We start from the raw sequence: 26,124 nt of genomic DNA on the forward strand, positions 1-26,124 counted from the left end.
TGTATCAATAGCTGAATAACCTGTCAGATCGTTGGGTTAAGGGTTAATTTGCCATTTCCCCCGGATTTTTAACTGCATAAACTAACTAGGTTATTATTGGTATTGAGACTATATATTAAGTAGATGTAATTATTTTCAAGAGGAAGAATTACGTTAATTTTTTTACTTAAGTATATTCCCGGGTAATCTTATATTTGTTTATAGTTGAGTGAGCTAACTCAATTGTTGCCTGAACCCTTAACCCACACGTAAATGAATTCATCAGCCTCTGACCTGGTCAGGCGGAACACTCGCCAGCACGCCACTTTACTTATTGTTGAAGATGAACCGGATCAGCGGTTAATTGTTGATTATGCGCTGAAGCAAACGCTCGACTCGGTTGAGCTGGTCTGGGCCGGCAACGAAATCGAAGCGTTGCAGCATTTAGACGAATGTATCGGCCAGATGTTGCCTTTGCCCCGCCTGGTGCTGCTGGATCTGTACCTGCCCCGGGTGCAGCAGGGGTGGTATTTTCTGGAACAGATCCGGAGTCATTCCTGGCAGCGGCATATGCCTGTAATTGCGTTCAGCAATTCCCAGGCCCCGGCTGATATCATAAAGGCGTATGACCTGGGTGCAAACTCATACATTACCAAGCCTGCCACTGCCGATCAATGGCTGGACTACTTCAGAGCGATGCGTATTTACTGGTGGGAAACGGTAACATTACCCTTAAGTTAGAGACGCATAAGGCCGGAACGGCTTAGCTTTTCCCAATTGCCTGAACACAGGAGAGTAGGCCAGTAGGAGCCAGTCCGGCAACTCAGCCTATGACGTATCTGGGAAACTGTCAGAAAAATCATTTACTCCTGCCTGATCTGATTTTACTGGATTTGTATCTGCCCGAGCGGGAACGGGGCTGGTGGGTATTGACACAGATTCGTCGGCATGCCGCGCTACAGAGCCTGCCCATTGTGATACTTAGCCGTTGGAGAAACCCGTTTGTTGGTGAGGAATCGTACTGGTGGGGTGCTAATTCGTATATCTGTAAACTGACTACGGCGCCGGAGTGGATGGCTTGTTTTGAGGCCCGGCACCAACACTGGCGGACCCGGTAATCCTGCCGTTCAGGGTAAACGGGCCCGTATAAATATGAAAAAAGAAGAGTCCGTCTGGTAAATATTTTTTTAATATTGTTGATACATTATTGATTGAACGGTTTAAAAAAAGGTGTTTTAAGTTAACCAGCCTAAACAAGTTTACATTAAAGCAGTTAATTGATACAAACTTTTATAGGCTATATTTTCCTTGTTAACTTATCCTGCTTACTTTGCGCTGTTAACCATACTGTATGTAAGATTATTACTCAACCGTAATGTTTGATATTCCCAACCCGTTGATTTACGCTGTAGATGACGACCCGGATGATTGCGTCCTTTTGCAGCAGGTTTTTTCTTCGCGTCACAGTGACTGCCAGTTACGTTGCCTCGACGACGGCTCCCAGCTCCTGATCTGGTTAACACACCGTCTGGATGGACGCCTACCCGACCTGATCCTGTTAGACCTGCACATGCCTGTTCTGAATGGGTTTGATGTATTACGTCTGCTGAAACAGGATGACGTTTTCAGCCGGATTCCGATTGTAGTGATCAGCTCATCTGATCATGATAACGACCTGAAGCGCTGTGAGGAACTGGGCGGAGTTGCTTTCATAACCAAATCGGGCAGTTATCGGCAGTTGGCCAAGCTGCTGGACGATTTGCGCTATCAGTTGCTGGACTAAGAATAAACTCAGGAGCGAGTCAGTAAGGCACCTAAGCCAGTGCCTTACTGAACAGACGAGTAGCTATACAGTCTTACTCCGGCCTTACGTATAGACCTGGCGGTAGCTCCTGCGCGCTTGCAACCTACCGCTCTGTACGGCCTGGTAGAAGACCGATCAAGCCCCTTATTCGAGCAGTGCCGACAAGGATAGGGATTCCAGATAAGCCTCTAACCGATGCGTTTTTTCAAAGGTGGAGATGCTGGTCAGTTGCTGCGATTCTTCTTCATAATACATCTCCGCATAAAAGTTGTTAAAACTATAGAGTTGCTGATAGTGCCCATCTCTAAAGCGACCTATGAGGGGAGTGCCCCATAGTAATAAAGCACCGGCCCGAATTGCAAATGGCTGCCGGTCGTAATCCTGCCGGGAAATCTTCATAACGAATTGTTCACTTATACTGCCGTTACTCGTTCAGAACAACAAAAGCATGTATTAACACAAAATAAACTATTACTCTATATATTAACAAATGCCCTAAATTAGATAGATCGCAAATTCATATAAATTTATTAACAAGGATTCATGTTGAGGAAGATACTCTAGCTGTAGGGAGCGTGACTGGTACGGGCAACGGATAAGAGGGCGGGGCGGAAAATAGACTTGTAGCCAACACAAATTAGGGCAAGTTTAGTTTATACCTCACCGCAGCAGGCCGACGAGGGACGTCATTGCCACTGCAGGTAATGTCAGGTGATATCTAAATCCGTTCCCTGCTCATAGACTGGTTTATACATGGAGAAAAAGAGCGAAGACCTACACGGCAACGTACCTGATTCCTCGCCCGTGGCACTTTTGATTATCGACATGATCAATGATCTGGAGTTTCCGGAAGGCGAGCATTTTCTGGCACCAACACTGGCTGCTGCCAGAAAGATTGCGGCTTTGAAGCAACGGGCCAAAGCGCTTAAAATCCCCGTCATTTACGCGAATGATAACTTTGGCCGGTGGCGTTCTGACTTTAATGAGGTCATTGAACACTGCCTGAACGATGGGGTCCGGGGGCAACCGCTGGTGGAATTACTGCGGCCGGAAAACGACGATTATTTTGTTCTGAAACCTAAACACTCTGCTTTTTACGCCACCACATTGGACACCCTGCTCGATTACCTGAAAGTTCAGCGGCTAATCATGGCGGGGGTCAGTGCCGACGTGTGCGTACTCTTTTCGGCCAACGATGCCTATATGCGGGAGTTCTCGCTCTGTATCCCGTCCGATTGTGTGGCAACGGGTTCGGCGGACAATACGCAGTCTGCTCTGGACTATGTGCAACGCGTCCTTCAGGCTAATATAACCCCCTCCGACGAACTGGACTTACAGGCATTGCTGCAGGTAGATCCTAAACTTGTAGCATCGCCTGATTAGCGGTGGGTGTGAGGTAACGGCCCTCCGTAGGCTAAGAGAATACGGATAGCTGGCTGGAGGATTGCAAATCGCGGGTTGAATGCTGAAGTTTGCCGGAGTTTTGACTCTACCTTCTGCAAACCCATGAATCCTGCGCAGTCTTCCCCGCTGGCTCAGCTTTTTCCGAGCGAGTCACAAATTCCCGAACAGTACCACATTGAGCCGCTTCACCAGCGCGAGTACCTGATCAATGGCGAAATGCGGCCCTGGAATGGTCCTGTTTCGGAGGTCTATTCGCCCGTATGCGTTCCGCAGCCGGACGGAACCCTGCAGCGTAAATTAGTGGGGAGTTTTCCGGTCACGACCGATAAGGAAGCCCTGGAAGCTCTCGATGCAGCCGTAGCCGCCTATGACAATGGCCGGGGCGAGTGGCCGACTATGTCGGTGGCCGACCGTATCCGCTGTATGGAAACGTTCGTCGGGAAAATGCTGGAGCAGAAAAAGCTCGTGGTCAATCTGATGATGTGGGAGATCGGTAAAAATCTTGCCGACTCGACCAAGGAATTTGACCGGACGGTTACGTATATCTACGACACTATTGATGCGCTCAAGGACATTGACCGGGCGGGATCGCGCTTCCGGATCGAGGAAGGGATAATTGGGCAGATACGCCGGTCGCCCCTGGGTGTGGTGCTGGCGATGGGGCCGTTCAACTACCCGCTCAATGAAACTTATACGACCCTGATTCCCAGCATTCTGATGGGTAACACCATCCTGTTCAAAACGCCCAAGCATGGTTCGCTGCTGCATTATCCCCTGCTGGATGCCTTCCGGACCAGTTTTCCGAAAGGTGTGGTCAACTCCATCTACGGTCGGGGTGCAAACGTTGTGCCGCCGGTGATGCAATCGGGTAAAGTAAACGTGCTGACGCTCATCGGGTCCAGCCGGGTAGCGGATGAACTGCAGCGGCACCACCCCAAACTCAACCGATTGCGGTCAATCATGAGTCTCGACGCCAAAAACGCGGCCATCATCCTGCCCGATGCGGACCTTGATGTGGCCGTAAAGGAATGCCTGCTCGGGGCGCTTTCGTTCAATGGGCAGCGCTGTACGGCTATCAAGATCATCTGGGTGCACCGCTCTATTTCCGATGCGTTTCTGAAGCGGTTTAGTCCGGCGGTGAGTGCGCTGAAACTGGGTATGCCCTGGGATGAGGGCGCTCAGATTACGCCCCTGCCTGAGCCTCAGAAAACGGATTACCTGACCGGGTGCATTCAGGATGCTGAGTCGCACGGAGCCAGCATCATGAACGAGGGCGGGGGCGAAACCACCGCATCTCTGTTCAAACCAGCTGTGATGTACCCGGTACAGGAAGGAATGAAACTATACCGGGAAGAGCAGTTCGGCCCCGTCATTCCGGTTGTGCCGTTCGACGAGGTTGAAGAGTTTATCAACTATCTGATTACCGACGATCATGGCATGCAGGCCAGCGTTTTCGGCACCAACACCGACCGGATTGCCGAACTCATTGACCCCCTGGTCAATCTGGTGTGCCGGGTAAATATCAATGCTCAGTGCCAGCGTGGACCCGATACGTTTCCGTTTACGGGCCGGAAGGATTCGGCTGAGGGCACTCTCTCGGTGGAAGATGCGCTACGGTCCTTTTCGATTCGTACCTGCGTGGCGACTAAAGACACGGACGCGAATAAGGCCATTCTGAATGAGATCATAGCCGATCACAAATCCGACTTCTTATCAACTAATTTTGTGTTTTAATCGAACGAGCTGGCATATACTGTCGTTAAATTTATCTTTTCTTGTTTATTCAAAAAAAATAGGGCTCTAAGGCCCTATTTTTTTTGAATAAACTTTGTATTAAGTAAATCTGAAGTAACAATTGCTTACGTATATACTGCCAGATTTTAATAATAGTAAACATTAGTTTTAAAAATAAGTTCTTATGAAAGTCACCGTATCGTGTGAAAGACTTACCATAGATTACTGAAATTAATAACTAGCGATTTGACTAGTAGAGTTCGCGAATCAGGTGTGGATTGACTAACTCTCCTTTTAGTGAATACTGTATATATGTTTTAAAGATAAATTAAATACGGGGTTTATGGTGAAACTGAACAGTGTATTACTGAGTGGCCTGTTTCTGATCCCTTCAGCAGCAGGCTGGGCTGGCACGGAAGACCCGTGCGCTGTCACGCTTCGGCTTACTCAGCGGATTAGTCGGGGGGAGACCCGACAGCCACAAGCTATCCAAACGCTGGTTGCCACCAACGTTGTTGACCGCGAGGCCCTGGCCAGTTATCAGGCCGGCCGTTCCCTCACCTTACTACCCGGATTTTCGGCTGAGCAAGGGTCTGTATTTACCGCAGAAGTAAAATCGTGTACCTGCAATCCGCTGCCCAGCGCCGACCTGGCGGCTGAATCTGAAAATCGCCTGACGCTGACGGCTTATCCCAATCCTTTTACCGAGACGACCGTCATCCGCTACCGCCTGACCGAAGCATCGGCCGTTAGCCTGAGTCTGCTGGATGAGCAGGGGCGAGCCGTTGATATGCTGATTAGTGGAGAAATGCAGGAAGCGGGTCTGCATGAGTATACGTACCGCAACGCATCGTCGCCGGCCATGGTGTATCTCTACTCGCTTCGCACGAACCAGGGAGTCACTACCAAACGTCTGATCAAACAGCGCTGATTATCCAATGAGTAGGTGAACCCGAAGTAGCTATACGTCGGGACCGGTCCTGTAAGTTTATAATCCTATCTATTCCAATACCATGATAACCAAACGTTTACCTATCCTTGCTGCTCTACTCTGCGTTCCAGTTGCGAGCGCGTTTGCTCAATTAGGCACGAACTACGCGCCCGTTGCCACCGGGCTGATAAGCGTTAATGGCGGACAACGTAACACGTTGTTAAAGCTGGGTATTCCGGCCAACCTGCTGGGACAACTGCTGATAACCGGCAACGATAACACCTATGCCGGGTTTCAATCGGGAGAAGTCTTATCGTCGGGTAGTTTCAATACGTTCTATGGCTCGAGGGCGGGTGCGAACGTGGTTTCGGGTTCGCAGAATACGTTTATCGGCTATGAAACCGGTGCCGTCAGTACGGGTGATGCCAATACGTTCCTGGGGTTTGGGGCCGGCCGGAGCAATACAAGCGGTGAATTCAATACGTTCATCGGCACACAGGCCGGGGCCTCCAACACGACTGGCTCGTCGAACTTTATTATGGGCACCAACTCGGGCCGAAACAACACAACGGGTTATGGCAACTTCTTCCTGGGTGATAACGCGGGCTTTTATAATACAAACGGTAGCTTCAACGTCTATCTGGGCGCTAATGCCGGTAATGGTATCGGGGTAAACGGCCAGAACAATACCGCTATCGGTTTTGATGCCGGGCGAGCCAATAATGGCGGCCAAACCAACACCTTTGTTGGCTTCCGGGCCGATGCCGGCGCAACGAATCTGGTCAACGCAGCCGCCATTGGTGCCGATGCTAAAGTAACGATCAGTAACGCTCTGGTACTCGGTAACAACGTAAACGTCGGTATCGGCAATACGGCTCCGAAAGCGAAGCTGGAGATTACCACCGGTACGGGCGGCAGCAGCGGACTTCGGTTTACGAACCTGACGGCGGCAAATACCGCTACGGGCAGCGCCAGCAAGTTTCTAACCGTCGATAATGCTGGGAACGTAATCCTGTCTACTTATTCGGCCAGCGCCCGCGAAGCCGCTGTAGAAAGCCTGTGGAAAAAGACGGAAACAGGCGTGCTGCAGACCGCCCAGACGGGGGCCGTTGTGATTGGCAAGGACCTGCGTAGTACGCCGGCGGGGTATCAGCTTTACGTGGCCGATGGGATTCTGACCGAAAAAGTGAAAGTAGCCGTTAAAAACTCGGCCGACTGGTCGGATTACGTCTTTGCCGACAATTACAAACTCCGTCCCCTTTCGGAGGTGGAGCGGTTCGTGAAAGAAAATAAACATCTGCCGGGCGTTCCGTCGGCGAATGATGTGGTGGAACAGGGCATCGATGTTGGGAAAATGGATGCCAAACTGCTGGAGAAGGTCGAGGAGCTGACGCTCTATATGATCCAGCTGAAAAAGGACAGCGATCGCCGAATCAACCGGCTCGAAAACGAGAACCGCCGGTTAAAGCAGATGATCCGGGCCAACAGCCAACGATAATTGTTGATTTGAGTAGTCACGAAATGACCGGGTCTTTTGGCCCGGTCGTTTGTTTTATGGTAATTCGTTCCGAATTCATCAAATACCCGTTCGCTTGCTCGAAGCCCGAAAACTTTCCAAATCCTTTGCCGACGTTACGGCTGTCAAAAACCTTTCGCTTACCCTCGAATCGGGCCGGATTATGGCGCTGGTAGGCGCCAGTGGCTCGGGCAAGAGTACGTTGCTCAACCTGCTGGCTGGCTTTGCCGATGCCGACGTCGGCGAGGTGCGGCTCAACAACAAGCGGGTGCCGGGGCCGTCTGAAGTGCTCGTGCCGGGCCATGCCGACATCCGGCTCGTTCATCAGGAGTACCAGCTCATGCCCAACGTATCGGTGCGGGAGAACATTACCTATGCCCTGCGTTTCTTTGAAAAAAGTTACCGCGATTTTCGGGTCGATGAACTGCTGCGTCTTTGCCGTCTGACCGACGTTCAGGACCGGGTGCCGCGACAGGTATCCGGGGGCGAGAAGCAGCGAACGGCCATTGCCCGCGCCATAGCCGACAAACCGGCCGTTCTGCTGCTGGACGAGCCGTTCAGCCATCTCGACCTGCCCAACCGGATCATCGTACGCGATCTGCTGTTTGATCTCGTTCGGGAGCAGCATACATCCTGCCTGTTTGTGACGCATGACGCTACGGATGCGCTGTCTATCGCCGATACGCTGGGGATTCTGCGCGATGGCCGACTAGTGCAGATTGGGCCACCCGTGCTGGTGTACCGACAGCCCGTAACGGCTTATGCCGCCCGGATGACGGGACCGGTTAATGTTCTGAAAGCAAAATACCTGCCGTTGCTGGGCTTGCCGGAACCGGATCAGCCCGACGCGCTGGTCTGTCTCCGGCCTGAGCAACTACAGCTTGACGAACCGGGCGAAGGTGGCAGGATTAGGGCCGTGTTTTTTAAAGGCGGATATTCTGAAGTTGAGGTTGAACTGTCGCGCTACGTCTGTCTGCGCGTCCTGACAACCCGCGATAATCTGCGCGCAGGTGATCCCATCGGCATCCGCCTGGTGAGCGACGAAATCTGGTGGCTGAAAGGGTAACTTTTCCAAACTAACCGAACGCAGATGGGTTTTGAAGAAAACTAATTGCACACAGCGTTATGGAATCAGATGCAGGACAGGAGTATCATGGCAAACAGGAGGCCGAAACAGAGGGCCTTGGGTATTTAGTCAAGGAAAAAACTGAGGACGTGGACGCTTCCGGGGTCGATGACGAGTCAGACGGCATGGGAAACGACGATTATCTGGGCCGGACCCATAAGGAGAACAGTAACGAAGACGATTAGCTGAGGTATAAACAAAAGTCAGGAACAGGTCAGTTTGACCTGTTCCTGACTTTTGTTTATACCTCAGCTAATTACATCATTCGCCTGATCAACTGCTCAACGGAAATACCCTCGGCTTCGGCTTTGAAGTTTCGAACGACCCGGTGACGCAGAATAGGCAGGGCAACCGCCCGCACGTCTTCAATGTCAGGCGAGTATTTACCCGTTAGCAAAGCATTGCATTTAGCTGCCAGAATCAGGGCCTGCGACGCCCGTGGACCAGCGCCCCATTCCAGATACTGGTTGGCATCGGCGGCCGCCAGTTCGGTGTTCGGGCGGGTTTTATGTACCAGTTTCACCGCGTATTCAACTACGTTGTCTACGACAGGTACCCGACGGACCAGGTGCTGAAACTCGCGGATTTCTTCGCCCGTGATGACGCGCTGCACCTCGTACCGCTGATCGGAAGTGGTATTCCTGACGATATCCAGCTCCGACTGGTAGGACGGATAGTCGAGGTAGATATTAAACATGAACCGGTCCAGCTGCGCTTCGGGCAGCGGGTAGGTTCCTTCCTGCTCAATGGGGTTTTGCGTAGCCAGCACGAAGAAAGGCCGTCCCAGACCGTACTTTTGCCCCGCAATCGTTACGGCATATTCCTGCATGGCTTCCAGCAGCGCCGACTGCGTTTTGGGAGGTGTCCGGTTGATCTCATCGGCGAGGATGATGTTGGCAAAAACCGGCCCTTTAATGAATTTGAAATTCCGTTCCTGATCGAGCGTTTCCGAGCCGAGAATGTCCGATGGCATCAGGTCGGGCGTAAACTGAATCCGGTTGAAATCAAGGTCGAGCGCGCCGGCAATCGTCTGAATGAGCAGCGTTTTAGCCAGCCCCGGCACGCCGACGAGCAGGCAGTGACCCTGGCAGAAGATGGCGGTCAGCAGGAGCCGAACGGTTTCGTCCTGACCAATAACGACCTTTGAGATTTCATTTTTAAGTTTCTGATACGAGTTTGTAAGGGCTTCCGCAGCCGCAACATCCGATGAGTAAGGCACTGGCTTCAGGTTGTTAAATTGTAGAGTTATTGGACTGTGCTGTTGTAAAAGCCAAATTGTAAAGTTAAAGCCAGATCACAAAGCAGACCGGCCGAAAATGACTTTACAACTATAAGACGTTCCAACGCTACAACTAATTGCCGCCCGTGCCCAGATTTGCTGCGCTGGCCTGGGTAGTTCCAAAAATGCGACAGCCCTGAAACTCGGGATCAACGGTGATGTAAACATCAGCTACGGATTTCCGGAACCAGTCGTCGATGGCGCGGTTCTTTTTATTAGCCAGCACAATGTTCTGCAACTTCTCGAAGTCTAGCTTGAAGTCGGCCGTGTGGGGTGCAACTTTGCTCTTGAAATACAGAATCCGGACGGCGCTTTTGCCGTCTTCGGTCCGGTAGGGTAGTGGAGCCGAGACGCTACCAACCTTCATCGTGTCGAGCATCGTAAACATGGCGTATTCCATCGAACCATCCATAGCCAGGCGGGTACTGCCCGACTGCGGGTCGCGGATCAGACCACCGGCGTCGGCCGTTGCTTTGTCTTCAGAAAAGTCATGGGCGGCCTTTTCAAACTTCACCGAGTCCGCCACGATGAGCGTTCGCAGGCTGTCGAGGGATTTGGTGGGTCTGCTCAGATCCAGGCGGTTGTAGTCGGGGCGGAGCAGGATATGCCGGGCGCGGTATTCGGCCCCGCGTGTTTCCAGCAACTGAATCAGGTGCAGGCCGAAGTCAGATTCCACGACGTCCGACAGTTCGTTTGGTTTCAGTTTCAAGGCAGCGCCTTCAAACGGCGCCACCATCATGCCCCGCTTGGCGAAGCCCAAATCGCCCCCGTTCTGCGCCGAACCAACGTCTTCGGAGTTTTCCTTCGCCAGTTTAGCGAAATCTTCGCCGTTTTCAACTCGTTTCTTAAACTCCAGCAGCCGCTGGCGCAGGGCCTCCTTTTGCTCTTTGGTAGGCTTGGCAATGCGAACAATCTGGCCTATTTCTACTTCGGCAGGCATGTAGGGCAGACTATCTTTCGGAATGGCGTCAAAAAACCTGCGAACGTCGCGGGGCGTCACCTTTACGTCGGTCGTGATTTTCTGCTGCATCTTCTGAACGATCTTCTGATCTTTCACCTGCTGCCGCAGCTCACTTTTGAGCATTTCCAGGCTCTTGCCGTAAGCTTCCACGATGTTTTTCTCGGAGCCGAACTGCTGAACCATGTACTGCATCCGCTGATCGAGTTCACTGTCAACCAGTTTTTCTTCAACAACGACCGAGTCAATTTCGGCTTTGGCCAGCATCATCTTGTTGATGACGAGGCTTTCCAGCAACTGGCATTTTTCGGGAGGAGTCTGATTCTGGCCAACGTAAGACTGATAAGCCTCTTCCAGATCTGTCCGGAGAACGTAGTAGTTGTCCACCTTGGCAATGATCTTGTTGAGGCTAACACCCTGCCCCTGCCCGAAAGAGGGCGCGGTCAGAAACCAGCCAACCAAAACCATGAACACACTGCTGATTACTTTTTTCATGTTTTAAAGATACGTACAGAACCGTTGTTGTTCCGTGTTTTAAGGAAATTTAAGAGCGGATTGAGGGCATAAATCCAATGCCTGAACGAAATGTAACAGAGGCTCTGAAGCAAACCCAAATATTACGTTACTTCGCCAGTTTTCGGATTTCGTCCTCGTTCACCTTCACCGGGTACTTCTGCCTTAACTGGGCAAGCCACTGTTTTTCGAGCACCGCCTGATAGTCGTTGATGACGGCACCGCGGGCTTCGGCAAAGGTTTTGGGCCGGGCGGGTTCAATCCGGTCGATGGTTACGGCAACCGCTTTATTATCCGGATGGAGAGTGGTTGTGCCTACTTTCCACTGAGTGATCTGATCAATATAGGGGTTGACTCCCTGCGCAAAAATACCTTCCGTAATCGTTACGGCCGGGTCAGCCGTGGCCGATGGCTGGGCTTTGGTGTTCAGAACCTTGGCAATATCGGCTTTGGCGTTGGAAAAGTACTGAAAGGAAACGTTGCGCTGGGCATCTTTGCCAGCACCGGGTCTTGCGCCCTGATAATCCTTCTCCATAATCCGGCTCAGCGGTACGCCGTTCTGCTGCAGGTAACGAACCACCGTACGGATGCGTCCGGCCGAAACCGAGTCAGCTTCGGCGGGTTCGTGCGAACCGCTCACCTCCACCAGATAATCTGGATTGCGAACCATCGCCACCAGCACGTCGTACAGGGTCTCCCGTTGCTTGGGCGTCAGGGCCGTCTGGTTACGGTCGTAGGTGAGCGCAGCCGCCGACCGCCGGAGCTGGTAAGGGCGTTTGCCGCTCAGCATCTCCTGCGCCTGCTTCAACAATTCATTCGTTGGCGCTACAATAACCGTTGCCACAGCCCGTTCCGGGAAACGGTATTTATCTTTATTCTGCTCAAAATACTGTCTCTGCCCTGTTGAGTCGGACATCGAACGCTCCCAGACGTTCTGTTCCATCACCTGCGAGAGCAAAACGCCATCGCGGATTTCGCTCAGCAGCGACCGGAACTCCGGCGATTTTTTATCCAGATTCGCTTCTTCAGTCGCAATCAGCTGATCGCCTACGAAGCGGTCGAACATCCGGCGCATGGCTACCGCTGGCGAACCGGAAACGGCGGGCGTACTAAGCTGACGGTTATCAATTCGGTTGGGCTGCTGCCGTTGCTGCACGTAAGCAAAAAACTGATTGACTGTGTAGGGAACACCCGCCAGTGTCAGAATCGCTTTGCCCTGCAGGCTTGGGTCGAGCGGTTCGGTATAGCGCCACTGACCCCGCAGCAGGCTGCTGTCGGCCTTTGCCTGGGCGCTTTCAACGACAGCTTTTTCCTCCCGAACGGCGTATTCCTTACTTAATCGCTGGATGGTAGCCTGCCGCAGCACATCGGCGCGGGTGTCGGTCGTAACGCGCTGCCGCAGCGAGGGTGCCAGGTCCGTGTACGGTTCCAGCTTCCGGCGTTCAACGAGTCGGATGATATGCCAGCCGTAGTTAGTCCGCACGGGTTTGGAATAATCGCCTGGATTGGTCAGCGCAAACGCGGCTTCTTCAAACGCGGGCACCTGCCGACCGGTTTCGAACATGGGCAGCAGACCGCCGTTGCTTCGGGACGTAACGTCGTCGGATACCTCCCGGGCAACCAGCTCGAAGGAGTCACCCCGCTGCAGCCGGGCATAGGCAGCCTCGATACGATCCTGGGCGGCTTGCTGACCTGCCGCATCGGCAGCCGGACTTAAGCGCACCAGAATATGCGCCACGCGAACCTTCCCGCGGCTGGGTCGGCGGTCATTGACTTTGATGAGGTGATAACCAAAACGCGTCCGAACTGGCTGAGAAACTCCGCCAACCGACGTTTGGTAGGCTGCTGTCTCGAACGGGTATACTACTGAAAAGGCCGTGAAATAACCCAGACTGCCTCCATTCTGCGCCGTTGTTACGTCCTGCGAGTTCTCGCGGGCGAGTTTTGCGAAATCTTCGCCATTCAATGCCCGCTGGCGGAGGGCCAGTGCCGACTGGTAGGCCGTGGCCGTATCGGCAGGAGCCGCGTTTTCAGGGACAGAGATCAGAATGTGCGATGCACTCACTTCTTCCTGCATTCGCTGATAAGCTTCGGCCGCCAGCGATTCAACCAGCACCCTGTCCGTCAGATAGGACTGCGCCAGTTGCTTGCGGTAGGTGTTCATTTCCTCCCGGAAGCCCTCGGTAGTGTCGCGGCCATCCGCTTCAGCAGCCAGGACTTTAAGCTTCAGGTTGGTGTACAGATCAAAATACTCCTTTACGTCGGTTCGCTGAACCGAGTCGGACGAAAGCTGATTTTTGGTGAACGACTGAAAGAAATCGTCGGTCGTGAAGGCTTTGTTGCCCAGCGTCAGAATAACCGGCTGCGGGGGTGTCTGCTGAACAACCGGCGCGGTTGTTTTGCAGGCCGATACAAGAATTGCCAGCAAGAAACCGCCTGTAAGTTGGCGCATAGCGTCTGAATAAAATGATTTTTGGTTGATAGTAAAACAGATACGGTGGCAAAAACATTCGTTCGTAAGACCCCCGTCTGACAGGAAACCGGCTGCGGGACTTTTAGAGAACGACGAAAAAAGTCAGCTTATTGGCGGGCGGGTTGAATTCTCACTGCTTTCAGGCTAATGTCATATTCCAGTTTATAGGCAAATGCATCGCGCAGGTTCTGACCCGTAAAGGTGGCCGGAACCCGAACGTAGCGTTGTTTTTTCTGGCGGAGTTCAGCCTCGCTCAACTCGACGCTGCTCTGCCCCAGCAGGTCATCGTCGTCGAACTGATCCATTAGTTTCAGCCCAACACCCGATGCCGCCAGTCCAGCAGCTACGTATTTGAGTGGCGTCAGTAATTCGGTCGCCGTTATGAACAGCGCGGCCGGGCCACTGACCACATTATGCACGCGACGTACCTGCTCCTGAAGTTCTTTGGCCCGGCCGTAGTTATCCACTTCAATCAGCACCAGCGACGCCACCAGCCGACCGTTTCGGGGCAGGGTAAGCGCAATTGGCTGAGCCTGCTGCGGTCCGGCCGCTGACAGGTTCAGCTGCTGGCCTTTCTGGATCTGTTCAACGCCCCAGCCGCCGTTCACCACCGCAACGGGTTTGTTCTGTGCGTCGTAGCTGGTCAGTGAATAGGCCATCATCACCTCATCGCGTCGGCTGATGGTTTCTTCCAGATTGATGGCCTTCAGCGAACGGGGCGTCAGTTCTGCCGTGACCGAGGTTTTACGGGCGCAGGCCATAAAGATCAGCGCCGGAAGTAAGCAGAGCAAACAGATACGCATGAGTTAGTCCACTGCGGGGATTTCTTCAACAATCGATTCGCCGGAGCTGCCTTCGCCACTGGTCCATTGCCAGCGTTCGTAGAGCCGAAGGCGACCATCGGGCAGCCGTTCGGGTGTTGACCGGCAGCTGCCGGTCATCAGCAGCCCCTGCGCATTGACGTGTTCATAGCGCATATCCAGGCTGTTGTCGGCCTGCACGGTTGCGATTATAAACCCTTTTACGATAGCGCCACCGGCGTATTCGGCCCACACGATCTGCCCCTGCTGGCGATAGTGGAAAAGGGTTTCTTCGTTTACCTCGCCGTTAGCCGTGTTCGTTACAGAGCGAAATGTTTTACCGTCGTACATGGGGTTAATCAGATAGCGGGTTCCTGCTGGCTCAGGCAGTGAAAGCTGCCCAGTCCCCAGACAATATCGGTCGAATCAATCCCGATAATCTTCCGATCGGGGAAATACAGGCCAATAATGTCCAGGGCCTGCTGGTCCTTATCGCAGCGGAACGTTGGCACAATCACGGCGCCGTTGGTAATCAGAAAATTGGCGTAAGAGGCCGGCAGCCGCAGGCCATCGCTGAAGACCGGGTCGGGCATGGGCAGTTCGACGATGTTAAGCTGCTTGCCATTCGGAAGCAGCATCGCGCGCAGTTCGCGGTGAATCTCCTGCAGGAAGGTATAGTTGTCGTCGTTGGGATTCGGCTCGTAGGCCGCCAGAACGGTATCTTCGTTCACAAACCGTACGGTATCGTCAATGTGCCCGTCGGTGTCGTCGCCAACGATGCCTTCTTCAACCCAGAGGACTTGCTGAACCCCGTAGTAGTCGCACAGATACCGCTCAATATCGGCCTGCTTCAGATGGCTATTGCGGTTCTGGTTAAGCAGGCAGGCCCGGCTGGTCAAGACCGTTCCCGCACCGTTGAATTCTACCGAACCGCCTTCCATGATAATGCCCGGCGTAACGTATTCCAGGCCGCGGTAGTGGGCAATCTGCACCGGAATCAGATCGTCGCGGTCATAGGGCGGATACTTGTTGCCCCAGGCATTATAGCCCCAGTTGACGATCATCCGCTGTTTTTTCTCTGGATTGATCAGGAACGCCGGCCCGTGGTCGCGGCACCACGAGTCGTTGGTCGGGTGGGGCAGGAGCGTAATCCGGCTTAGATCAGCACCAGCCGCCAGCAGCCGTAACTTAGCCGCCTGCATAACGATCTCGTTGTGGGCGTTGATACACACCTGTTCGCTTTCGGCGATGGCTTTGATGAAGTCGATGTAAGCCGGAAACATCAGCTCCTGACGCTCGCGGGTCCAGGAGGCTTCGGTATGCGGCCAGCTAAGCCAGGTAGCAACGTGCGGATGCCATTCGGCAGGAAAGTAAAAGCCTTCCCGGGCGGGAATCAGCGTAGTTTCGGATGAGGTATTCAAGGATAAAAACGTTGGTACTGAAACCGATTTATTCGACAAATCTACGAAATAAGGCGGGGTCTGTCGATAACGGTACGGTTAAACCGGAGTCAGCAGGTTCTCTACGGCTGCCGCGGTCAGTCCGGCAAAGTTGTCGATAATCAGGGCCGCGCCCGTGTCGGCCAGCTCGGCGCGGGTGTGGGTCGTAGCCAGCGCAACAACTTTCATACCCGCCCGCAAACCGGCTTCAATCCCCGCGAAGGCATCTTCAAACACCACGCAGCGGTTGGGAGCGACGCCCACCCGCCCGGCGGCCAGGAGGTAAATCTCCGGGTCGGGCTTGCCCCGGTGAACCATACTGGCGTCGACAACAGCGGTGAAATAAGGGCGTAACGGCAGACCGTCGAGCGTAAACGTAACATTACTCATGGGTGCCGATGTACCAACGGCCATTGGGATGTTGCGGGCTTTTAACTCCTGCAGGAAGGTCGTCAGGCCGGTCGTGGGCTGGAGGTGTTTCCGGTAAAGTTCGCGGTAGATGGCTTCTTTTTCCTCGGTCAGCACGATTAGTTCGCCGGGCGGAATGGGCCGCTGAAAGACATACGCCATCGCGTCGGCGGATACCCGGCCATTGATGTTATCAACGTATTGCGCTTTGGTAATAGGTCGGCCGTGGTGTTGTGAAAACTGGAGCCAGGCATTGATGTGAAAGTCGGTGTTGTCGACCAGAACGCCGTCCATGTCGAAGAGAGCGGCCCACGAAAGGGCGGTTCCTGGTTGATCAGCAGGTTGAGAATTGGTCATAAGTCAGTTGGTTGTATCCAGCGACAAAGAACGGACTTTGCCGCTTACCCCGGCTCGATTGTGTGGAGTAATTGAGGCAAAACCGAAAACCCCTGCTCTGTGCAGGGAGTTAACTGTACATGACAATAATTGAATCGCTGCCCGCAGCTATTGACGCACTACTTGCCGAGGGGCATTTGCCCGGAAAAACGCTAGATCGGGTGGTGGGACTGGTTGGCAGCACGCTGAACGCCGACCGCTGTTTTCTGTATATCCGCCAGCCCGACCGGCAGCGTGGCCGGATTGCTTTCTGCTGGCGCCAAAACGAGGAGATCCCGAACTTCATTCAACCCAACTGGCAACCCGACACAACCGATTTGCCTCAGGAAGACCCACTGATTCGGGCGGCTCTGGCCATGCGGCCATCGGTTCATGTGGATGATGTAGAAACGGCAGCACCGGAAACCCTCAACCGCGAATTTGAGCGGAAAACGTTCGGCCACCGCGCCCTGATTCACGCGCATATTCAGCAATACGGACAACTTTGGGGGATTCTCCAGCCCTGTGTGTTTGGGCAGCCACGCCACTGGACAGAAAACGAAAAAACGCAGATCGAAGCCATGTTGCCCCGTTTGCAGCCGGTCATTGCTGCTTACGTGGAGTAAAATCTAAGTAATTTAATTCAGCGAATCGGTGGGCAGCACATCGCCCGCGAGGATGGCTGCTTCGTGAAGCAGTTCCGTAGCGACCAATTCGTCAGTTACGTCTTCGATCCGTTCATCGAAGGCATCCAGGCTGTCGTGAGTGGGAAGCAAAGCCGACTTCATGCCCAGCAGCAAGCGGCCTACGTAAAGCAGGTTAAGCGAGAAACGTAGTTCGGGCAGGGTGTGGCTGTGCCGGGTCTGAGGTTCTGTTTGCATGGTATCTGACTAACAAAATGCCGGCCCGGTTGGGTTCGCCTGCCGGAGAGGAACCCGCTTCTGGTCGCTCCTCCGGGCTACAGCACCTTAATCTTCATGTTCCGGAAATAAATCGGTGCGCCCGCGTGCTTACCCTGCAGGCCGATGTATCCCCGAAGCGGCAGATTGGCCGCGGGTTTGTTGAGCCAGGTGGGCACCTTCGAGCCATCGGGGTTGGTTTGGGCCGAGGTGAACTGCGACAGGTCAATGGTATTGACCAGCTCATTGTTCAGCACGACGTAAATCATTTTGTCCTGGCAGGTGATGGTATACCGGTTCCACTCGCCGGGTTTTTTAACGGTCCGTTTGGTTGGGGCCTGATGACCAAAAAAAGCTCCGCACTGCCAGTTGCCGGGCGAGTCGGCCCATTTCTGCGCATAATCGTCGGCAATCTGAATCTCAACCGAGTTGGGAATCCAGTTAGTCGTATCGCTGGCGTGAACCACAACGCCACTGTTGGTGCCGTCGGCCGTCATGAACATCAGATCCAGAATGAAATTTTCGTAGGGCTGGGCTGTCCAGATGGCTTTATCTTCGGTGGCAGTTAACACCCCCTCGTCCATCGACCAAACCCCTTTTGGATAACCTGCGTCAGATAGGTCTGAAGCAAACAGGGGTTTCCAGCCTGCGCCACTGGTATTCGGATGCCCCTTGGGCGGAGTCTGGGCGAAGAGCTGGGTAGACAGACTCAGGATGGAAACGACAAGCAGCAGCTTTTTCATGGCGATGAATTGAATTTATAGACAAAGTAAACGGCCGGTGCCATATCCTTATCATCACCGGCCGTTATAAATTCATTTCAGATAGGTGACTATACCATAGTTGCTGATGAAACGGCTTCGGCCCGGTCGCCCTGGCGGAAGCTTTTCATGATCCAGCCGCCACCAATTACGTCGTCGCCTTCGTAGAACACGGCGGCCTGCCCCGGCGCAATGGCCGAAACGCCTTCGTGGAACAGCACTTCGATTTTATCGCCAGTCTGCGTAATTGTCGCCGGAGTGCCAGGGTCTTTGTACCGCACTTTCGTAATGGTTTCGAGCGGCCCGGTCAGGTGGTCGTATTTCTGGAGGTTCAGTTTGCTGACGATCATCCCGTCGCGGAATAAATCCTTATCGACACCCAGCACGACTTCGTTAGTGTCTTTCCGGATTTCCGTTACGAACATGGGCTGGCCGAACGCCATACCCAGCCCTTTACGCTGGCCGATGGTGTAGAAGGGATAGCCCTGGTGTTTGCCCAGGATTTTACCGGTGCCTTCCATCACGAAGTTACCACCGGCTACCTCTGTCTCCAGACCCGGCATCCGCCGTTTCAGAAATCCCCGGTAGTCGTTATCGGGCACAAAGCAGATTTCATAGGATTCGGATTTGGTTACCAGCTCGATAAAGCCGCGCTCTTTGGCCATTTCCCGGATTTCGGATTTGTGCAGGTGTCCGAGCGGCAACTTTGTCCGGCTCAGGCTCTCCTGCGATACGCCCCACAGGACATACGACTGATCTTTAAGCGTATCGACACCTTTTGAGAGTACGTACCGCCCGGATGCCGTACCGTCATTCTCCTGGCGGATGTGGGCGTAATGGCCCGTTGCGATAGACTCGCAGTCGAGCCGGTCGGCCCGGCGCAGCAGGGCATCCCATTTGATGTGGGTGTTGCACAGAACGCAGGGATTGGGCGTCCGACCTTCGAGGTATTCGCCCGTGAAGTGATCGATGACGTAATCACCAAACTCTTCGCGGATGTCGAGAATGTAGTGCGGAAAGCCGAGGCTGACGGCAATGTTGCGGGCGTCGTTGATGCTGTCGAGACTACAGCAGCCCGTTTCTTTTTTGGTACCGCCTGACGATGCGTAGTCCCAGGTTTTCATGGTCATGCCGATGACCTCGTAGCCTTCTTCGTGAAGCATGACTGCTGCCAGCGAAGAATCGATGCCGCCACTCATGGCGACTAAAATTCGTCCGTGTTTGCTCATGATCTGCCGGGGTTCAAAGCCCCGCGATTTTTAGGTTACTCTCTAACGGCTTTTTCGGGCCTGATAGTTCACCGAGCTGGCTATTAAAGCTTAGCAGATGATTTGATAAAAAAGGTCTTTGTATATATACTTAGTAGTTCATATGGTCCACTGGTGCTTATTACAAATTTTCCTTCTTTTTTAGGCCGTTTTGCCATAAAACAGAAATCCTAAACGATGCCCAAACCGTAGATAGTATCGCTCAGGCGCACTGATCTGGCTGCAAATTGATCAGTTGCGCTTAGTAACCTAATCTAACAATCTCATAATCAACGGAAAAGTTTTATGAAGAAACATTTAACAGTATTCGCACTGATTTTGATGGCTCATGGCCTGTTTGCGCAGGTAACGGTTGATCGGGCCTTAAGCAACGTTTTGAAAAGCAGTTCGGTGGCGCAGGTAGTGGTTACGTTTTATGGGGATGAAGCCCCATCGGCTAACCAACTTAGTCTATTGCAGCAGGTGGGCATTACCAAAGCGATAACCATGAGGGCTCTGCCGATTGCCGGCATGCTGGCTACTGCAGACCAGGTTGATGCGCTCGCAAAACGCCCGGAGGTAAAATCAATCTTTCTGAACAAACAGCTCACCTATTTCAATTTTAACGATACGCACCTGACGGGGGTTAAACGCTTACGGGCGGATAAGGAAATGACGGCCCGAAATAACGGCCTGCCTGTTTCCGGAAGAGGAATCGGCGTACTTATCAATGACAGTGGGGTTGATGGAACCCACGATGATATTAAGTTAGGCACGCATCTGGTTCAGAACGTACTGGGTTCAACCAACCTGAACTCCCTGGACGCGATGCTGCCCGTTACCTACGTGGAGGGTGTTCCGAATACGGATAACAACTCGGGGCACGGCACCCACTGCACCGGAACGGTGGGCAGCAATGGCGCCCGGTCGAGCGGTAAATACGAAGGGGTGGCGCCAGGCGCTTCACTGCTGGGCTACGGTTCGGGTGCTGCCCTGCTGGTTCTGGACGCTATCGGCGGCTTCGATTACGCCTTGACGCACCAGTATCAGTACAACATTCGGGTAATCAGCAATTCGTTCGGGACGAGTGGCGATTTCGACCCGACTGATCCGCTGAATGTGGCTACTAAAAAAGCGTATGATCGGGGCATGGTGGTGGTCTTTGCCGCCGGTAACGAAGGACCGGGTGCCGATACGCATAACCCATACGCCATTGCGCCCTGGGTTATCTCCGTGGGTGCGGGCGATAAAGACGGCAAACTCGCCGATTTTTCCTCGCGGGGCGTTAAGGGCGAATCGGGTACGTTCACGATTGATGGTGAAACCTGGTCGTTCAAAAATGAGCCGGTCATTGTTGCACCCGGTGTAGATGTTATCTCGACCCGGGTAATCGGACCGGTAGCCTCGCTGGGGGCTGATGCGGATGCGGCTACGATTGATCCGGCGCACCTGCCGTTCTATACGACCATGAGCGGCACGTCAATGGCAACGCCCCACGTAGCTGGTATCGCTGCGCTGATGCTGGAAGCCCGGCCTTCGCTGTCGCCGGCGCAGGTGCGGCAGATTATCCAGAAAACGGCTACGAACATGCCAGGCCGCGAGTCGTGGGAAGTTGGAGCTGGTTACGTAAACGCCTATGCCGCCGTTGACCATATTTTTCGTTCATCGACGTTTGGCGCAACAGTCAACAGTAGCCGCAGCTTTGTCAGCAATGTTAACTCGCGGGCGGTTGTTCAGAACTTTACGGTTGACTTCAACCCGCTTCTGCCGGCCAACAATCAGTTCACCTTCTCGGTCGCTCCGGGTACGAATAGCCTGGAAGCAAAAATAATTGCGGGTGGTGTATCGGGCGAAACAGGCAATGCTATCAACCTGATTATGTTTGACCCGGAAGGCAAGCAGTATCGATCGGGTATACCCGTTGCGTTTGCACTGTACCAGGACCGTAGTCTGGCAGTAGCCTCGCCCATAGCTGGTACCTGGACGCTTAAGGTTGATGGCCTGAGCGGAGTTGCTATTCCAGAAAAAGTTAAGGGTAACATCACTCAGCAACTGATAAGTGGAACAACAGGTCTTGGCGATATCGCAGGGAATCCCGCCGAAGCTTCGATCAAAATGGCAGTTAGCAGCCGTCTGGTAGATGGCCTGAATGGCGCGTTCAAGCCTAAAGATCTTCTGAAGCGGATTCAGCTGGCCGATTATCTGCTGATGGGGCAGGCAATTCGCCAGTATTTTCCGACCAACGGAAGCAAAACCTTCTCCGACGTATCGGGCAATGACATTCTGCTGGCCGAATCGGTGTCCGCCAAAGGCGCAGCCCTGCGTGACCGTGAGCATCAGTACAAAGGGGTTATGCTGCCGGTTAACGGACAGTTTGCCCCCTCGGCCAGTGTCGATCGCGTAACGCTGGCTTACGCGCTGGTGCAGGGACTGGGATTCCAGCAGTATGCCGAAGAACGGAATGGCAAGGCCGTAACGGTTCAGGTTGATGGGAAGAATATTCCGATTGAGGACGCGTCCACGATTCCGGCCGGTATGGAAGGATACGTAAGCATTGCTCTGGACCTGAACCTGATTAATGCCTATTATACCCTCACGCAAGGACCGTTTGACCTGAAGCCTACGCTGCACGCAACTTTTAAGCCCAGACAATACGTAACCCGTGCTGATTTCGCCGTGATCGTTACCCGGACATTCTCGCAGTGGGAAGACGCGACACCACCACCGGCACAGGCTCGTATGGCAGCCGAGATCATTACCCGGGAAGCGGGCGCTTATCCGAATCCGTTCTCAGGCAGTACAACCATCAGCTATAGCCTGCCGCAGGATGAGTTCGTTCGGGTGGAAGTGCAGGACATTACAGGGCGGAAAGTGAAGACGCTGGTCAATGAGCAGAAATCCGCCGGAAAACACGAGGTGCAGTTTGATGGCAGCGCGCTGCCCAGCGGTACGTATCTGTTTAACGTAACGACCGGCACGACGATTACGTCTAAACGCCTGGTGGTCAAGTAGGCATTGCAATTGGTTGAATTGGTTAGTTAAAAAGCTGCCCTGACTCGCTTCAGGGCAGCTTTTTTGTTAGAATTTCCTGCTGTCGGCCTGTGATAGCTTGTTGGCTATTATGCTGGCAAGTTTCAACGGGTGATGCCCCATACTACTCACCGGCCCGCAGGGGCTGAATCGGGTTCGTTAGGGCAGCTCGGATGCTCTGAATGCTGATGGTTATAAGGGCGATCAGGATCGCCAAAATTGCAGCAGTCACAAATGTCCAGGCGCTGATATCAATACGGTACGGATAATTCTGAAGCCACTTGTCTATGGCGTACCAGGCGGCTGGAAAGGCAACGATAAAGGAAAGACCCACCAGCTTCAGAAAGTCCGACGAAAGCAGTTGAACAAGGCTCGGCACAGATGCTCCCAGCACCTTACGGATGCCGATTTCCTTGATACGACGTTCAGCCGCGAGGGTAGCTAATCCGAACAGGCCAATGCAGGAAATAAAAATGGTCAGCACGGCCCCGAACAGCATAATCTGCTTCCATTTGGCTTCGGCTTCGTATTTACTGCGGTTTTCTACATCCAGAAATTTATAAGCATAGGGCGTCGTCGGGAACAGTTGCCGGAAGGTCTTGGTGATGTGACGCAGACTGGCCGTTTCGGTATTGGGCTTGATCTTTACGAAGAATTTGCCGAATCCGTTCGTTGGCTTCATCGTAAATAACTGCGGACCGATGGATTCATTCAGCGATGCGTAATGGTGGTCCTTCACAACACCTACGACCCGGTATTTTTCATTATTATACCAGAAGTCAACGACCTGACCCAGTGGATGTTTCCAGCCCGCTTTTTTGACAAAGGTCTCATTCACCAGAATCGACTGCGTGGAGTCGGTCGGGAGGTCGGCCGAGAAATTACGTCCCTTCACGATCGGAATCCTGAAAATGGGCAGGTAGGTTGGGTCGATGGTTTCATACTGAAAATCCAATTGTGTTTCGCCATTCACCCGGGCAATCGTGCCCCAACGGCCACCATTTTTTGGGGAAATGGCCATAATCCCGGGCTGCTTGAGTAATTCTTCTCTCAACAGTTTCAATTCGCTGCGTTTCAACCCCGACTTATCGACGCTGATCACTTGTTTGTCGTCATAGCCCAGGCTTTTGGTAGTGAGGTAATTGAACTGGGAATAGATGGTCAGCGTGCCGATAATAAGAAACGACGCAATAGCAAACTGCAGGACAACCAGCGACTTCTGGAGGTAATTTTTACCCGAAAGCCGGTTCAGGCTATATAAGGTCTGCACAGGGCTATACCCTGATAAAACCAGCGCCGGATAGAAACCGGCCAGCAGACCCGTGGTCAGGAAAAGGGCAACGTAACCAGCCACCAGTCGGGCATCAAACAGATATGACAGGGACAGGGCCTTATTCGAAAGCTGGTTGAAGGTCGGTAACACAAGCTGCACCAGAATCAGGGCAAAAGCAAATGCACAGAAACACAGCAGAAACGATTCGCCCAGAAACTGAACCGTCAGCTGGTACCGACCGCCACCGACGATTTTTCGGATGCCGATTTCTTTGGCCCGTTTCAGCGACCGCGCTATGGTCAGATTAACAAAATTGATGCAGGCAATGGTCAGAATGAACAGCGCAATACCCGACAGAATAAAGGAATACGTAGGGTTACTGCTGTCTACCAGCCCGTTGTCGGCAGGGAGCTCCTTGCTCAGATGCATATGGGTAAACGGCTGGAGCGCGTACTCTACATTGTTTTTCATGCCGTATTTCTCCGCCATTGCCTTAATTGTCTCACGGGCATCAGCCAGATAAATCCGGTTCATTTGTGCCCCGACTTTGTGCACACGGGCATCCGGTCGGAGCAGCACGAATGTATTCAGGAAGATATTGAACCAGTTGTTTCTGTCGGCCATCACCTCTGGTTTTATCACCATCGGCAGCAGGACATCAAACTTTATGGAAGAGTTTTGAGGGCTGCGCCGGGCTACTCCCGTTACGGTATAGGGTTTGAACTGGCTGCTGTCGCTATAGGAGTCTTTGAAGAATATGACTTTGCCCAGTGCGTCGGTGGTACTAAACTGTTTTTCGGCCATCTCCTCCGAAATCACGACCGAATTGGGGTTGGTTAGTGCTGTTTTGGGATTTCCGCTAAGTAGAGGAAAGGAGAATACCGAAAAGAAGTTGCTATCCGTAAGAAACACCTGCTGGCTCTTTACCTCATTCCCTTGTTTCATGTCGTTCTGATGCCCCTGGAAGCGAACAAACGCCCGTATAGCCGGTATGCCAGCCGTAAAAGTTGGGCCCTGGAAATAACCGGTGTTCCCGGCTACGCTCTCCTGAACACCGCCGGGCGTAATCTGTCGGCTTGTGATCCGGTAAATGTTCGGGTTGTTGGTGTGGAAGCGGTCGTAGCTGACTTCGTCTTTGGTGTACAGCATGATCAGCATGGCAGCGGCCAGGCCAATGCTTAGTCCAACGACGTTGATGAGCGAATACGCCTTGTTGTGGGCCAGGGTCCGCCAGGCAATGGTGAAATAGTTACGGAGCATATCGGGACTCAGTAAGAAAGGTGGAGGATATTCTGCAGATGATCGTTTCGATTTAGCCAGGGGGCGTAACAGCTTCAGCGCATTCAGGCTGTAACGCCAGTCAGCCCGGCGTTTGCCCACGGTTTGGACCCAATAGTCGTACAGTTCCAGCAGGTCGCCCTGCACTTCTTCGCGGGTGTCGGGGTGACCAAAGGCCTCAAGTAGCCAGTTAGCCCAGCGCGGTGGTTTCATACGAATTATGAATGATGAGTTATGAGTGAACAATGAGACAAATCCTGTTCGTATCATTTATCGTTAACTTAGTTTCCCATCAGTTGCAGGGTCTGTGGAGGCAGGGAACCCCACAGTTCTTCGCGCACCTGTTTGACTTCCTGCAACGCCCTCCGACCGGCCGCCGTAACCGTAAAAAAGCGTTTTCGACGACCGCCCCGCTCGGCCGTAGCTCCACCCATACGCGACGATAAAAAGCCTTTTTCTTCCAGACGTTGCAGGGTCGTATGCACCGTGCTGAAGCCGACCGTGCGGCCCGTCTTCTGCTCAATCTCCTGCGTGATGGTAACGCCATAGGCTTCTTCATCGAGGATGGCAACGGTCAGCAGGACAACTTCTTCAAACTCTCCCAGAAAGGCTCGTTTCATGGCATTGAGATTTATTCCGATAATGCCGATCAAATGCAGTGCCAGAGAGAAAAAAGGCTACAATAGTGCTGTAGAGCCAATTTTAACGCTATAGTGAGTTTAGGGCTTGTCCGATTATGGACAGCCAAGCGTACTTAAACGGACAGATGGGAGCGCTTTTCAGGAGTTATCGGACCTGTATGGCGACGATACGTTCAACAGGGTCATCCTGGAATAACTTACGTAAACGGGAAACGAACACATCGACACTACGTCCGACAATAATGCCTTCTCCCAG

At 53.1% G+C, this 26,124-nt stretch carries 24 protein-coding genes; 11 read left to right on the forward strand and 13 right to left on the reverse strand.

The features are described from left to right. Nucleotides 1-252: 252 nt before the first annotated feature. The 3 genes from HNV11_RS09775 (at nt 253) to HNV11_RS09785 (ending at nt 1,762) form a co-directional block, all read left to right on the forward strand. A complete protein-coding gene (locus HNV11_RS09775) occupies nt 253-720 on the forward strand; it encodes a response regulator (protein WP_171739489.1) in 468 nt (155 codons plus the stop codon). A gap of 89 nt (nt 721-809) precedes the next feature. After that, the gene (locus tag HNV11_RS09780) at nt 810-1,097 is read left to right on the forward strand and encodes a response regulator (protein ID WP_171739490.1); all 288 of its coding nucleotides are present in this window, start codon (nt 810-812) and stop codon (nt 1,095-1,097) included. A gap of 257 nt (nt 1,098-1,354) precedes the next feature. Further along, nucleotides 1,355-1,762: a response regulator gene (locus HNV11_RS09785; RefSeq protein WP_171739491.1), complete on the forward strand. Its 408-nt coding sequence runs from the start codon at nt 1,355-1,357 to the stop codon at nt 1,760-1,762. 165 nt (nt 1,763-1,927) lie between these two features. Here the strand turns inward: HNV11_RS09785 and HNV11_RS09790 are convergent, their stop codons facing one another. Then, nucleotides 1,928-2,182 (reverse strand): hypothetical protein, encoded by a 255-nt coding sequence (locus HNV11_RS09790; protein ID WP_171739492.1) that lies wholly within the window; start codon nt 2,180-2,182, stop codon nt 1,928-1,930. 354 nt (nt 2,183-2,536) lie between these two features. Between HNV11_RS09790 and HNV11_RS09795 the strand changes: the two genes are divergently transcribed. The 6 genes from HNV11_RS09795 to HNV11_RS09820 all read left to right on the forward strand — a co-directional run bounded on the left by HNV11_RS09795 (nt 2,537) and on the right by HNV11_RS09820 (nt 8,679). Then, on the forward strand, nt 2,537-3,166 hold the full coding sequence (locus HNV11_RS09795; protein ID WP_171739493.1) for a cysteine hydrolase family protein: 630 nt from the start codon (nt 2,537-2,539) through the stop codon (nt 3,164-3,166). Between the two features lie 123 nt (nt 3,167-3,289). Continuing rightward, on the forward strand, nt 3,290-4,921 hold the full coding sequence (locus HNV11_RS09800; RefSeq protein ID WP_171739494.1) for an NADP-dependent glyceraldehyde-3-phosphate dehydrogenase: 1,632 nt from the start codon (nt 3,290-3,292) through the stop codon (nt 4,919-4,921). A 343-nt stretch (nt 4,922-5,264) separates the two neighbouring features. Continuing rightward, nucleotides 5,265-5,852, forward strand: a complete 588-nt coding sequence (locus HNV11_RS09805) for a T9SS type A sorting domain-containing protein (protein WP_171739495.1) — start codon at nt 5,265-5,267, stop codon at nt 5,850-5,852. A gap of 82 nt (nt 5,853-5,934) precedes the next feature. Then, on the forward strand, nt 5,935-7,350 hold the full coding sequence (locus HNV11_RS09810) for an autotransporter outer membrane beta-barrel domain-containing protein (protein WP_240163891.1): 1,416 nt from the start codon (nt 5,935-5,937) through the stop codon (nt 7,348-7,350). A gap of 94 nt (nt 7,351-7,444) precedes the next feature. Further along, nucleotides 7,445-8,434, forward strand: coding sequence for an ABC transporter ATP-binding protein (locus HNV11_RS09815; protein WP_171739496.1), 990 nt, complete (start codon nt 7,445-7,447; stop codon nt 8,432-8,434). 59 nt (nt 8,435-8,493) lie between these two features. After that, nucleotides 8,494-8,679, forward strand: a complete 186-nt coding sequence (locus HNV11_RS09820) for a hypothetical protein (RefSeq protein WP_171737706.1) — start codon at nt 8,494-8,496, stop codon at nt 8,677-8,679. A gap of 71 nt (nt 8,680-8,750) precedes the next feature. On the opposite strand, the gene HNV11_RS09825 is transcribed toward HNV11_RS09820, so the two are convergent. The 7 genes from HNV11_RS09825 to HNV11_RS09855 all read right to left on the reverse strand — a co-directional run bounded on the left by HNV11_RS09825 (nt 8,751) and on the right by HNV11_RS09855 (nt 16,721). Continuing rightward, nucleotides 8,751-9,713 carry an AAA family ATPase gene (locus tag HNV11_RS09825; RefSeq protein ID WP_171739497.1) on the reverse strand — a complete coding sequence of 321 codons (963 nt, stop codon included), beginning with the start codon at nt 9,711-9,713 and terminating at the stop codon, nt 8,751-8,753. A 133-nt stretch (nt 9,714-9,846) separates the two neighbouring features. After that, nucleotides 9,847-11,226 (reverse strand): peptidylprolyl isomerase, encoded by a 1,380-nt coding sequence (locus HNV11_RS09830; protein WP_171739498.1) that lies wholly within the window; start codon nt 11,224-11,226, stop codon nt 9,847-9,849. 127 nt (nt 11,227-11,353) lie between these two features. After that, on the reverse strand, nt 11,354-13,696 hold the full coding sequence (locus HNV11_RS09835; protein WP_171739499.1) for a peptidylprolyl isomerase: 2,343 nt from the start codon (nt 13,694-13,696) through the stop codon (nt 11,354-11,356). Between the two features lie 128 nt (nt 13,697-13,824). Beyond that, entirely contained in the window at nt 13,825-14,520 is a 696-nt protein-coding gene (locus tag HNV11_RS09840) for a hypothetical protein (RefSeq protein WP_171739500.1), read from the reverse strand. A gap of 3 nt (nt 14,521-14,523) precedes the next feature. Continuing rightward, nucleotides 14,524-14,868 carry a n-acetylglutamate synthase gene (locus HNV11_RS09845; protein ID WP_171739501.1) on the reverse strand — a complete coding sequence of 115 codons (345 nt, stop codon included), beginning with the start codon at nt 14,866-14,868 and terminating at the stop codon, nt 14,524-14,526. An 8-nt stretch (nt 14,869-14,876) separates the two neighbouring features. Next, complete coding sequence (locus tag HNV11_RS09850) at nt 14,877-15,938, reverse strand: agmatine deiminase family protein (RefSeq protein WP_171739502.1); 1,062 nt, start codon at nt 15,936-15,938, stop codon at nt 14,877-14,879. 78 nt (nt 15,939-16,016) lie between these two features. Then, nucleotides 16,017-16,721, reverse strand: a complete 705-nt coding sequence (locus HNV11_RS09855) for an HAD family hydrolase (RefSeq protein WP_171739503.1) — start codon at nt 16,719-16,721, stop codon at nt 16,017-16,019. 119 nt (nt 16,722-16,840) lie between these two features. Between HNV11_RS09855 and HNV11_RS09860 the strand changes: the two genes are divergently transcribed. Then, complete coding sequence (locus HNV11_RS09860; protein WP_171739504.1) at nt 16,841-17,365, forward strand: GAF domain-containing protein; 525 nt, start codon at nt 16,841-16,843, stop codon at nt 17,363-17,365. Nucleotides 17,366-17,377: 12 nt separating this feature from the next. On the opposite strand, the gene HNV11_RS09865 is transcribed toward HNV11_RS09860, so the two are convergent. From HNV11_RS09865 to mnmA, 3 genes are all read right to left on the reverse strand, one after another. Further along, nucleotides 17,378-17,620, reverse strand: a complete 243-nt coding sequence (locus tag HNV11_RS09865) for a hypothetical protein (protein WP_171739505.1) — start codon at nt 17,618-17,620, stop codon at nt 17,378-17,380. Between the two features lie 77 nt (nt 17,621-17,697). Continuing rightward, nucleotides 17,698-18,381: a 3-keto-disaccharide hydrolase gene (locus tag HNV11_RS09870; RefSeq protein WP_171739506.1), complete on the reverse strand. Its 684-nt coding sequence runs from the start codon at nt 18,379-18,381 to the stop codon at nt 17,698-17,700. A gap of 89 nt (nt 18,382-18,470) precedes the next feature. After that, entirely contained in the window at nt 18,471-19,628 is a 1,158-nt protein-coding gene (gene mnmA, locus HNV11_RS09875; RefSeq protein ID WP_171739507.1) for a tRNA 2-thiouridine(34) synthase MnmA, read from the reverse strand. Between the two features lie 324 nt (nt 19,629-19,952). Between mnmA and HNV11_RS09880 the strand changes: the two genes are divergently transcribed. Then, on the forward strand, nt 19,953-22,658 hold the full coding sequence (locus HNV11_RS09880; RefSeq protein ID WP_171739508.1) for a S8/S53 family peptidase: 2,706 nt from the start codon (nt 19,953-19,955) through the stop codon (nt 22,656-22,658). A 142-nt stretch (nt 22,659-22,800) separates the two neighbouring features. On the opposite strand, the gene HNV11_RS09885 is transcribed toward HNV11_RS09880, so the two are convergent. Together HNV11_RS09885 and HNV11_RS09890 are read right to left on the reverse strand one after the other, a co-directional pair. Beyond that, entirely contained in the window at nt 22,801-25,440 is a 2,640-nt protein-coding gene (locus tag HNV11_RS09885; protein ID WP_171739509.1) for an ABC transporter permease, read from the reverse strand. A 68-nt stretch (nt 25,441-25,508) separates the two neighbouring features. After that, on the reverse strand, nt 25,509-25,847 hold the full coding sequence (locus HNV11_RS09890) for a PadR family transcriptional regulator (protein WP_171739510.1): 339 nt from the start codon (nt 25,845-25,847) through the stop codon (nt 25,509-25,511). Nucleotides 25,848-26,124 lie beyond the last annotated feature (277 nt).

Source organism: Spirosoma taeanense (assembly GCF_013127955.1).
Lineage (GTDB): Bacteria > Bacteroidota > Bacteroidia > Cytophagales > Spirosomataceae > Spirosoma > Spirosoma taeanense.